Annotated in this window: 10 protein-coding genes; 4 read left to right on the forward strand and 6 right to left on the reverse strand. The window is 72.9% G+C overall.

What is annotated here, in order from left to right:
- Positions 1-696: 696 nt before the first annotated feature.
- A complete protein-coding gene (locus ACWEPX_RS29635) occupies positions 697-1014 on the forward strand; it encodes a DUF3140 domain-containing protein (RefSeq protein WP_451900552.1) in 318 nt (105 codons plus the stop codon).
- A gap of 48 nt (positions 1015-1062) precedes the next feature.
- Here ACWEPX_RS29635 and ACWEPX_RS29640 read toward each other — a convergent pair whose 3' ends face one another.
- Both ACWEPX_RS29640 and dapC read right to left on the reverse strand, forming a co-directional pair.
- The gene (locus ACWEPX_RS29640; RefSeq protein WP_451900553.1) at positions 1063-1314 is read right to left on the reverse strand and encodes a hypothetical protein; all 252 of its coding nucleotides are present in this window, start codon (positions 1312-1314) and stop codon (positions 1063-1065) included.
- Positions 1315-1373: 59 nt separating this feature from the next.
- A complete protein-coding gene (dapC, locus tag ACWEPX_RS29645) occupies positions 1374-2492 on the reverse strand; it encodes a succinyldiaminopimelate transaminase (RefSeq protein ID WP_451900554.1) in 1119 nt (372 codons plus the stop codon).
- Positions 2493-2729: 237 nt separating this feature from the next.
- On the opposite strand from dapC, the gene ACWEPX_RS29650 reads away from it, so the two are divergent.
- The gene (locus ACWEPX_RS29650; protein ID WP_451900555.1) at positions 2730-4709 is read left to right on the forward strand and encodes a KedN5 family methylcobalamin-dependent radical SAM C-methyltransferase; all 1980 of its coding nucleotides are present in this window, start codon (positions 2730-2732) and stop codon (positions 4707-4709) included.
- Between the two features lie 39 nt (positions 4710-4748).
- Here the strand turns inward: ACWEPX_RS29650 and ACWEPX_RS29655 are convergent, their stop codons facing one another.
- The 4 genes from ACWEPX_RS29655 to ACWEPX_RS29670 are packed head-to-tail and all read right to left on the reverse strand — an operon-like array spanning position 4749 to position 7865.
- Positions 4749-5384: a class I SAM-dependent methyltransferase gene (locus ACWEPX_RS29655; RefSeq protein ID WP_451900556.1), complete on the reverse strand. Its 636-nt coding sequence runs from the start codon at positions 5382-5384 to the stop codon at positions 4749-4751.
- Entirely contained in the window at positions 5381-6529 is a 1149-nt protein-coding gene (locus tag ACWEPX_RS29660; protein ID WP_451900557.1) for a cytochrome P450, read from the reverse strand. Before ACWEPX_RS29660 ends, ACWEPX_RS29655 begins: the two co-directional genes overlap by 4 nt.
- Entirely contained in the window at positions 6526-7203 is a 678-nt protein-coding gene (locus tag ACWEPX_RS29665; protein WP_451900558.1) for a cyclase family protein, read from the reverse strand. Before ACWEPX_RS29665 ends, ACWEPX_RS29660 begins: the two co-directional genes overlap by 4 nt.
- Positions 7200-7865 (reverse strand): cyclase family protein, encoded by a 666-nt coding sequence (locus ACWEPX_RS29670; RefSeq protein WP_451900559.1) that lies wholly within the window; start codon positions 7863-7865, stop codon positions 7200-7202. The genes ACWEPX_RS29665 and ACWEPX_RS29670 overlap by 4 nt, the downstream gene beginning before the upstream one ends.
- Positions 7866-7961: 96 nt before the next feature.
- Here ACWEPX_RS29670 and ACWEPX_RS29675 point away from each other — a divergent pair, with 96 nt between their 5' ends.
- Complete coding sequence (locus tag ACWEPX_RS29675; RefSeq protein WP_451900560.1) at positions 7962-8903, forward strand: ATP-binding cassette domain-containing protein; 942 nt, start codon at positions 7962-7964, stop codon at positions 8901-8903.
- Positions 8900-9697 carry an ABC transporter permease gene (locus ACWEPX_RS29680; protein ID WP_451900561.1) on the forward strand — a complete coding sequence of 266 codons (798 nt, stop codon included), beginning with the start codon at positions 8900-8902 and terminating at the stop codon, positions 9695-9697. Before ACWEPX_RS29675 ends, ACWEPX_RS29680 begins: the two co-directional genes overlap by 4 nt.
- Positions 9698-9869 lie beyond the last annotated feature (172 nt).

The following is a 9869-nucleotide window of genomic DNA, read 5'->3' on the forward strand; positions in this document are numbered from 1 at the left end:
CCACCCGGCCCACGCCCCGAACCTTGCCCGCCACTCCCCTCGCCGGACTCACGCTGCCCACCCGGCCCACGCCCCGAACCTTGCCCGCCACTCCCCACGTCGGACTCACCACGCCACCCGTCCGGCTCCCGGCCCGAGCCTTGGCCGGTGCTCCCCGCATTGGGCTCAGCACGCCATCCAACCGGCCCACTCCCCCGGTCCGGGTCACCGCGTGAAACGTGGTATCCGCTTGGCTCGGGGGGCTCGCGTCCTGGAGCTGGGCCGTCGCGTCCGCTGTGCCCGATGGGCGCATCGCCCCATCCGCCTGGTGCGCCGCGCCCCGGGGGCTGGCCGTCTCGGCCCGGGTCGCGCTGGGACCAAGGGGCGGGGCGCTGGCCGCCGTCGTCGCGGCGTGGGACGGGAACCTCCGCCACCGCCAGGCCCAAGCGCGGCGCGACCTCCTCGATCAGCCGGTCCACCACCCATTCATGCGGCGCGGCCAGCAGCCGCACCCGCAACGCCCCGACCGCCTGGGCCCTGACCTCGTCGAGGATGTCGTCGAACTGGGCCATGCTTGGAAGTATGACCGGCCCCGCGGACGCCGGTTCCGCCATCACCCGAAGGTGTCGGCGTGGCGCGGTCGACAACCCGCGGCCCATGCATCGGCGGTTGCCGCCTCGGGTACCCGGGCGGGACACGATGCGGAAGGAGAGGGCTGTGACCGACCTGTGGACCGAGTTCCACCGCGTGGTGAACATGACCTCGCGGGAGCTGTCCGACTGGCTGCGCACCGCGTCGGCGACCCAGGAGAGCGAACCCCTCCCCGACCAGGCGGGCACGCCGACCGGGCAGGAGGTCCTGCACGTGCTGGCCAAGCGGCGGGTCGACCTGACCGAGGAGGACGAGCGGGTCATGCGCAAGGTGGTCGACCGGGTGCACCGCGAGCGCCGCGACGACCTGGAGCCGACCGCGGGGCAGGACGCCTGGCGGCACCGGCTGATGTCCATCGGCCACGACCCGCTCAAGCCCGCCTAGCGGGCGGGCCCGGACGGGCAGCGCGCCGTCCGGGCCGCCGGTCCGCCGTCAGTCCTGGTTCGAGTACTCCTGGCAGAAGTAGTTCCGCCACCAGCCCTGGTCCTGGCCGAGTTCGCCGACCGCGTAGCAGTCGTCCTCGCCGTGGAAGTAGCCGAACTCGTCCCAGCCGTCGTACCCGCCCTCTTCGTTGCTGTCGAGGTAGACCAGGGCGTGGTAGGTCGAGTCGTCCGCCGCGGCGGGGAGGGCGGTGCAGAACACGGCGGCCACGCCGAGCGCGGCCGCGGTGATGGTCTTGCGCATCGTCTCGGTACCTTTCTCGTTGTGTCCCGGGGGACGCCTTGGTGTGTCCCGCTCGGGGGTCATGGGGAGACCGCCGCCAGGGCGGGGGCGGCCTCCGGCAGCGCGACCAGCCGGGCGGCCGCGGCGGCGATGCCGGTGTCCGACGCGGTCAGCGCGACGCGGACGTGCCGGGCGCCCGGTTCGCCGTAGAGGTCCCCGGGCGAGACCAGGATGCCGATCTCGGCCAGGCGCTCGACGGTGCGCAGGCACGGCTCGTCCCGGGTCGCCCACAGGAACAGGCCCGCGGCCGAGCCGTCGACCCGCAGCCCCGCCGCGGCCAGCCCGGGCCGCAGGACGGCGGCGCGGCGCAGGTAGCGGCCGCGCTGGGTGGCGACGTGGGACTCGTCGGCGAGCGCGGCGGCCATGGCCGCGGCCACCGGGGCGGGCACGGCCAGGCCCGCGTGGCGGCGGATGGCCGCCAGCTCGGCCACCACCCGCCGGTCCCCGGTCACCAGCCCGGCGCGGTAGCCCGCCATGTTCGACCGCTTCGACAGCGACCGCACGGCCAGCACCCCGTCGTGGCTGGCGCCGCACACGCCGGGGTGCAGGATGGACACCGGCTCGACGTCCCAGCCGAAGTCGGCGTAGCACTCGTCGTTGACGACCAGCACCCCGTGCGCGCGCGCCCACGACACGATGTCGCGCAGCACCGCGGCTGGCAGCACCCGTCCGTCCGGATTGGACGGCGAGTTGACCCAGACCAGCTTCGCCCCCTTGGGCTCGCGCGGGTCGTCCACGGCCACCGGGGTCGCCCCGGCCATGAGCGCGCCGACCCGGTAGGTCGGGAACCCCAGCCGGGGCACGCCCACCACGTCGCCGGGCCCCAGGCCCAGCATCGACGGCAGCCAGGCGATGAACTCCTTGGTGCCCGGCGTCGGCAGCACCGCGTCGGGGTCGGCCGCCACCCCGAAGCGGCGGCGCAGCCACGCCGCCGCGGTCTCCCGCAGCCGGGCCGTGGCCTCGACCGGCGGGTGGCCCGGGGCGTCGGCCGCGGCGGCGAGCGCGGCGCGGACCACCGCGGGCGTCTCGTCCACCGGGGTGCCCATCGCCAGGTCGACGATCCCGTCGGGGTGCCGCTCGGCCAGCAGCCGGTGGGCGGCCAGCCGGTGCCACGGGAAGTCGGGTAGGTCCCTGATCACCGCTGTGGGTCCTTTCCGCGCGGACTGGGCGCGCGACGGCGAACGCTATGCGCCGGGCTTCGAGCCGCGGTCGAGCAGGCGTCGCGCCCCGCGCGGCACGACGCGGCCTTGAAACCGTCTCGAAGCGCCGACCTAGCCTCGGGAGGAAGCGGGACAGCGGCGCTCCGGCCGGGACGCGCCGAGCCGGAGACCCCGTGCCCCGACCGGGTTTCCGGCCCCGGAGCGATGGAGGTCGACGTGCCGAACAGCAAGCAGACAACCGTGCACCTGGTGCAGCAGGGCATCTGGAACACGCCGCTGGAGTCCATGCCGCTGGCCCAGGGCTACATGAAGGCCGCGGCGCTGGCCGACGAGCGCATCCGGCGGTCGGTGGACATCCAGATCCACAACTACCGGGGCGGGCTCGCCCTGTCCGAGATGGCCAACAGCCAGTTCTCCGGCGGCGTGCCGGACATCATGGCCTTCTCCGTGCTCGGCTGGAACTACCGCGCCTTCGGCGCGCTGGCCGAGACCTTCAAGCAGCTCAACCCCAACGGGTGGGTGGTCTTCGGCGGCACGCACGTCGCGCACCAGGGCGAGCGGGTCTTCCGGATGTTCCCCGAGGTGGACATCGTCGTCGACGGCGAGGGCGAGCCGGTGTTCCCCGACATCATCCGGGCCTACCTCGACGGCGTGCCGCGCACCGGCCTGTCGCACATCAGCGGCCTGACCTACCAGGACGCCGAGGGCGCGGCGGCGACGACACCGCCGCGGCCGCGCATCGAAGACCTCGACGAGATCCCGTCGCCGTTCCTCACCGGCGCCCTGGAGCTGGTCGACGCCGACGGCCGGTTCCGCTACGACGTGGCGATCATGGAGACCAACCGCGGCTGCCCCTACAAGTGCGCCTTCTGCTACTGGGGCGGGGCGACCGGGCAGAAGGTGCGGGCGTTCTCCCGGGAGCGGCTGCGCGCGGAGCTGGAGCTGTTCGCCCGGCTGCGGGTGCACACGATCGTGCTGTGCGACGCCAACTTCGGCCTGCTGCCCGCCGACATCGCCTTCATCGACGACGTGATCGAGCTGCGCGAGCGCTACGGCTACCCGCGGGCGATCGAGACGTCGTGGGCGAAGAACAAGTCGAAGACCTTCTACGAGATCGTGCGCAAGATGAAGCAGGCTGGCATGCACAGCTCGTTCACCCTGGCCCTGCAGACCCTCGACGACAGCACGCTGAGCTTCATGAACCGCAGGAACATGCGGGTCAACGAGTGGGAGGAGCTGGTCGAGTGGCTGGGCAAGGAGGGCATGGACTGCTACGCCGAGCTGATCTGGGGCGCGCCAGGGGAGACCGTCGAGTCCTTCATGGACGGCTACGACCGGCTCACCAAGCGCGTCTCGCGCATCGCCTGCTACCCGATGCTCATGCTGCCCAACACCGACTACTCGGAGAAGAAGGCCGAGTACGGGATCGTCTCGGTGCGCGGCGACACCGACGACTTCGAGTACGTGCTGGCCACCAGCACCGTGACGTTCCAGGAGAACCAGCGCATGCAGCGCTTCCTCTACTGGGCCAGGGTGCTGGCCGAGATGTGCGTCTTCCGCCACCTCTGGGTGGGCCTGCGCGAGCTGGCCGGGTTCGGCCAGTCGCGGGTGCTGCAGGACATCGGCGACTACATCGAGGGCAGCGACGACCCGGTGGCCGAGGTGCTGCGCGCGGACATGGCCAGCGCCATCGGCGGCACCGGCGACCTCGGCGGCGGGGTGGCGCTGTTCTTCACCGACCCGCGGGCGCGGCTGCTGCTGCGCCGGTGGTGGGCCGAGAGCATCCGCCCCACCCTGCCGCCGGAGGTGGCCCCGGTGCTGGACGAGATCTTCCGGTTCGACCTGCTGATCCACCCCATCCACCCGGGCATGGACGACACCGGCTCGGGCATCGACCTGCCGGTGGTCTCCGTCCGCGGCGGCGAGTACTACCTGCGCTCGGGAGTGCCGTTGGAGTACGACATCCCCGCGCTCGTGGCCGACCTGCGCGCCGACCGCACGCCGGACCTCACCCCCGAGCCGACGATCGTGGACCTGTACTACCGCACCGGGTCGGAGAACGCGGTCACCTCGACCAACCACGAGGTGATCATCCACTACATGGGGATGACGACCGAGGAGGTCATGGCCAACGCGGCCGTGCGCGCCGCGGCCGACATGGTCCCGGTGGCCGCGCCGCAGGGCGGCTGCGGCTGACCGGGGCGGGGCGGCGGGTCGCCCGCCGCCCCGCCGCGCTCAGGTGCTGATCTCGAACAGGCACACCGACCCGCGCACCGCCAGGTGGTAGCGGTCGAACCGGCTGGCCAGCTCGGCGTCGAGCTCGTCGAGGGAGTCGTCGAGGTTGTCCATCGTGCCGTCCCCGTTGAGCGAGGCGAGGGCGCGGCCTGCCAGCGGGCCGTGCTCGACCCCGTGGGCCAGCACGGTGCTGCCGAAGATCCGCGCCCCCGGAGCCAGGTGGGGCAGCACCCGGTCGAACACCGCGGCCTTGGCCGCCATGCCGCCGGGCAGGCAGTGCAGCAGGAAGTTCATGCCCACCGAGTCGAACTGCGCCGAGCCGAGGTCCAGCGGGCCGAGCACGTCCCGGCGCAGCGCCAGCGGCCGGTGCCGGGCCACCCGCCGGGCGGCGGTGGCCAGCACGGTCTCGCTGTTGTCCACCAGCACCAGCCGCGGCGCGGCCGGGAAGCGGCACCGGTCGAGGAAGTAGCCGGTGCCGGGGCCGAGGTCGAGGTGGCGGGGCCCGACGTTGCGGTCGTAGCAGGCCAGCATCTCCCCGCGGTGGCACCGCCACACGACCGGGCACACCGCGCCCAGCACGAACAGGTCGTACCAGGCCAGCACGGTCCGGGTGTAGGCGGGCGCGGCGCGGGTCACCTGGCCAGCACGATCGGCAGGCGGGTGAGCCCGCGCACGGCGTGGCTGACCCGCCAGGTGGGCGGCTCGGCCTCGGCCAGCCGCGGGAACCGGCGCAGCAGCGCGCCGAACACCACCTGCAGCTCCATGCGGACCAGCTCGGCGCCCAGGCACCGGTGGATGCCGTGGGAGAAGGTCAGGTGCGGGTTCGGGCTGCGGGTGATGTCGAAGCGGTCCGGGTCGGTGAAGACCGCCGGGTCGCGGTTGGCCGCCTGCAGCGAGGTCGCCAGCACCTCCCCCGCGGGGATCACCGTGCCCGCCAGCTCGATGTCCTCGTCGGCGACCCAGCCGACCCCGCCGATCGGGTTCTCGTAGCGCAGCATCTCCTCCACCGCCGACGCCAGCAGCTGCGGCCGGGCCAGCAGCAGGGCGAGCTGGTCGGGGTGGGCCAGCAGGCTGTGCAGGCCGGTGCCGATCACGTTGGTGCTGGTCGCCGCGCCGTTGACCAGCAGCGTCAGCACCACCGTGCCCAGCTCGTCCTCGGTGAGCTGGTCGGCGCCGTCGCGCGCGGCGATCAGGTCGCTGATCAGGTCGGCGGCGGGCGCGGCCCGCTTGCTGCGCAGCACCTCGGCGACGTAGGCGTCGGCGCGGGCGAAGACGTCCTGGCGGGCGGTGGCGTCCTCCTCGCCGAGGAACGCCTCCATCAGCGCGGTCAGCTCGGCGGCGAACTCGTCGGGCAGGCCCGACATCCGCCGGATCACCTCGATCGGCATGGCGTCGGCCAGCGCCGGGACCAGGTCGACCGGCTCGCCGACCGGCAGCGCGTCGAGGATCTCGTCGGTGATGGCCTGCGCCTCGACCCGGAACCGCTCGATCCGCCGGGTGGTGAACGCCTTCTGCACCAGCTTGCGCAGCCGGGTGTGGTCGGGCGGGGCCGAGTCGAAGGTGACCCGGTCGTCCGGCGGGTCCTCCGGCGGCTTGACCCAGCGCGGGTCGCTGTGCACCTGGCGCACGAGCGCGTGGTCGACGATCAGCCACACCTCGTCGTAGACCGGGTGCTCGGCGCGGCCCACCGGCCCCTGCGCCCGGATCGCGGCCAGCGACGGGTAGGGGTCGAGCTGGAAGACCGGGTTGAACGGCGCGGGCTTGAGCGCGGTGGTGGTCATCGCGGGTCCTCCTCGGGCAGCTCGGCCACGACCCGCACCGGGAAGCTGCTCATGCCCACCACGCGCGGGGGCAGCACGGTCAGCCGCGCGCCGCGCGCCGGCAGCTCGCCCAGCCTGGTCAGCGAGGTCAGCACGCCCATGCCCGCGCCGAGCAGCTCGTGCTGGGCGGGCTTGCCCTGGTCGGTGCCGCAGTCGGTGTTCTTCGAGTCGACCCCGACCAGCGCCGGGCCCGCCCCCGCCAGGTGCTTGATCGTCTCCGGGGCGAGGTAGCAGGTGTTGTCGAAGTACTCCTCGGTCTGCCACAGCCTGCTCTGGCCGGTGTGGAACAGCACGGCCTTGTCGGCGAGGTCGTCGTGGCCGTCGAAGACCTCGGGGCCGATCTCGGGGGCGCCCACCGCGTCGATCACCACGACCGGGATGTCGACCAGCTTGGCCAGCGGCATGGCCGCCAGGTCCGGGCCGTCGGCGTGGAACTGGAAGGGCACCTGCAGGATCGTGCCGGTGCTGCCCGCGATGGTGACGTGCACCTGCTGGAAGCTCACCCCGCCGTCGAGGAACGCCGCCGACTGCTCCCGGCTGATGAAGTCGCGGATGATCGGCTTGGGCATCCACGGGTGGATCAGCATGTCCTGCCAGACGTCGTGGCTGAGGTCGACCAGCCTGCCGCGGCTCATGCGACCACCGCCACCGGCCGGACCGGGAAGCTGCCCGCGCCGCGGATCGGCGTCGGCAGCACGCGCAGCCGCGCCCCCCGCTCGGGCACCTCAGCCAGGCTCGCCAGGCACTCCAGCAGGACGATCCCCGCGCCGAGGAGGTTGTGCTGGGCGGGCTTGGTCTTGTCCGCGCCGTTGTCGATGTTCTGCGAGTCGATGCCGACCAGCGCGGGCTTGGCGGCGAGCAGGAAGTCGACGGCTTCGCGGGTGAGGTAGGGGGAATCCTTGAAGAACGCGCCGGTGCCCCAGTGCCGGGCGTGCCCGGTGTCGACCAGCACCGCGGCCCCGGCCAGCTCCCCCGCGCGCTCGAACGGCTCAGCCCCGATGGCGACGGCGCCGGGAACCCGCACGACGGTGATCGGGACGTCGAAGACCTGCTCCAGGTCCACCTCGCTGACGTCGGGCCCCTCGACGTGGAACTGGAAGGGGGCGTCGAGGTAGGTCCCCGTGCTGCCCGGCAGGCTGATCACCTCCATCTGGAAGGTCACGCCGTCGGTGGTGAACGACGCGGACTGGTCCCGGGACAGGAACTCGCTGATCATGGGCTTCTGCAGCCAGGGGTGGGTCATCATGTCGTGCTCGATGGGGTGGCTCAGGTCGAGGAGCCGCCTGGTGTCACTCAACTGGGTTTCCCTTCGCTCGCCGGTGCCGCACGGGAACCGCACCCGGCTAGTCTCGGCCGCGGGATTCGAACCGGCTTCGAGCAACGGTGGACCGTGATGCAGGGTGACTTCGCCGTGTTCGCCGAAGGGCTCACCAAGTCGTTCGGGGACACGACCGCGCTGCGCGGGCTGGACCTGGCGGTGCCCGCAGGCACGGTGTGCGGGCTGCTGGGCCCCAACGGCGCGGGCAAGACGACGGCGGTGCGGGTGCTGACCACGCTGCTGGTCCCCGATTCCGGCACCGCGTTCGTCGACGGCGTGGACGTGGTGCGCGACGCGGCGCGGGCGCGCTGCCGCTTCGGCCTGGTGGGCCAGGCGACCGCGCTGGACGAGGCCATGACCGGCCGGGCGAACCTGCGGATGTTCGCCCGGCTCTACCACCTCTCCGCGCGCGACGCGCGGCGGCGGGCGGACGAGCTGCTGGCCCGCTTCGGGCTGGAGGCCGCGGCCGACCGCGAGGTGAGCACGTACTCCGGCGGCATGCGCAGGCGGCTGGACCTGGCGGCCGGGCTGATCATCGCCCCCGCCGTGCTGTTCCTGGACGAACCCACCACCGGCCTGGACCCGCGCGGCCGCGCCGAGGTCTGGTCGGCGGTGCGCGACCTGGTCGCAGGCGGCACGGCGATCGTGCTGACCACCCAGTACCTCGACGAGGCCGACCGCCTCGCCGACACCATCGCCGTCGTCGACACCGGCCGCGTCGTGGCCACGGGCACCCCCGACGAGCTGAAGGCCCGCATCGGCGGCGAGCACGTCGATGTGACGGTGGCCAGCCCCGACTCCCTACCCGCGGCCCGGTTGGCGCTGCACACGGCCACCGGCTCCGAACCCGCCTCCGGCGCGGACGAGCGGACCTTGAGCGTGGCCCTGGGCTTGGCCGATCTGGTCGAGGTGGTGCGCGAGCTGGACGCGGCCGGGGTGCGGGTGGAGAACCTCGCGCTGCGCAAGCCCACCCTGGACGAGGTCTTCCTGGAACTGACCCTGGCAGGCGCCCCATGACGCTCAAGTGGACGGTCACCGACAGCGCGGTCCTGATCCGCCGCGAGGTGGGCAAGCTCCTGCGCCAACCCGGCGAGCTGGCCAGCGAACTGCTGCTGCCCGCGGTCCTGGTCCTCATGTTCGGCTACGTCTTCGGCAGCGCGATCACCATCCCCGGCGGCGGCGACTACCGCGAGTTCCTCATGCCCGGCCTCTTCGCGATGGTCGCCATGACCGGCATCGCCACCACCACAACCCTGGTGGCCCGCGACAACGGCCGCGGCGTGATGGACCGCTTCCGCTCGATGCCCATGGCCCGCTCAGCGGTCCCCGTCGGCCACACCGCGTATTCCCTGCTGTCCGGCGTGATCAACTTCGCCGGGGTGGCGGCATGCGCGCTGGTGGTCGGCTGGCGCCCCAACCACGGCCTCCTCCCCACGATCGCGGGCTTCGCCCTCCTGTTCCTCTTCCGCTACGCCCTGGCGTGGGTCGGCGTCCTCCTGGGCCTGGCCTTCCGCACCGAAGAGGCGGCCGACCAGCTGGTCCCGTTCATCTTCCCGCTGACGATGATCGCCAACACCTTCGTCCCCACCGAGGGCATGACCCCCTGGCTCCGCGCGATAGCCGACTGGAACCCCGTCAGCGCCGTCAGCGCCGCCTGCCGAACCCTCTGGGGCAACCCCGGCATCCCCACCCCAGACGCCGCACTCCCCCTGCGCCACCCCGTGGAGATGGCCATAGCCTGGTCCCTGACCTTGATCCTCTTCTCCGCCCCCACGGCCATCTGGCTCTACCAACGAGCAGGACGGCACTAGTCGAAGCTCAGGCTGGGTGTGCACGCTCCCCGCTCGTCAGCCCCTGCCGGGCGGTGTCTCTCGCGGCTTGGCGGGTGGGTCCGATGGGGTGAACTTGCATTCGCGGGGACCCCTAAGCGAAGCGCCGCTGGGCGTGAAGAGCGGCGATGCGGGCGAAGCCCGTTCACGCCCC

The organism is Actinokineospora sp. NPDC004072 (assembly GCF_053604195.1).

Excerpts from the sequence above, each read along its gene's own strand:
- ACWEPX_RS29640 (WP_451900553.1), bottom strand. The coding sequence starts at position 1,314 with ATGCGCAAGACCATCACCGCGGCCGCGCTCGGCGTGGCCGCCGTGTTC.
- ACWEPX_RS29660 (WP_451900557.1), bottom strand. The coding sequence starts at position 6,529 with ATGACCACCACCGCGCTCAAGCCCGCGCCGTTCAACCCGGTCTTCCAG.
- ACWEPX_RS29665 (WP_451900558.1), bottom strand. The coding sequence starts at position 7,203 with ATGAGCCGCGGCAGGCTGGTCGACCTCAGCCACGACGTCTGGCAGGAC.
- ACWEPX_RS29675 (WP_451900560.1), top strand. The coding sequence starts at position 7,962 with ATGCAGGGTGACTTCGCCGTGTTCGCCGAAGGGCTCACCAAGTCGTTC.
- ACWEPX_RS29680 (WP_451900561.1), top strand. The coding sequence starts at position 8,900 with ATGACGCTCAAGTGGACGGTCACCGACAGCGCGGTCCTGATCCGCCGC.